The following is a 368-nucleotide window of genomic DNA, read 5'->3' as shown; positions in this document are numbered from 1 at the left end:
TCACGAAAGTTGGTAACACCCGAAGCCGGTGGCCTAACCCCTTGTGGGAGGGAGCTGTCGAAGGTGGGACTGGCGATTGGGACTAAGTCGTAACAAGGTAGCCGTACCGGAAGGTGCGGCTGGATCACCTCCTTTCTAAGGAGCACCTACGAATCACTGTCTGCCGCGTATGTGGTGGTGGGGGTTTGTCAGGAGTACAGCCCGTTGCGCAGACACAGGTTCTGCGGCGGGTGCTCATGGGTGGAATATCAACAAATAGGTGCCTGGTGGCACGGACCGGCTTGTGAGTACGGACGCTCTTTCTTTCCTTCGGGAATGTGAGTGTCCTGGAAAGCGGCTGGGTCGTTGCTGGCGGGTAGTGTTTGGCA

This window comes from Arthrobacter sp. RT-1 (genome assembly GCF_003367205.1).
Lineage (GTDB): Bacteria > Actinomycetota > Actinomycetes > Actinomycetales > Micrococcaceae > Arthrobacter.
Note: the sequence above shows the minus strand (reverse complement) of the source record.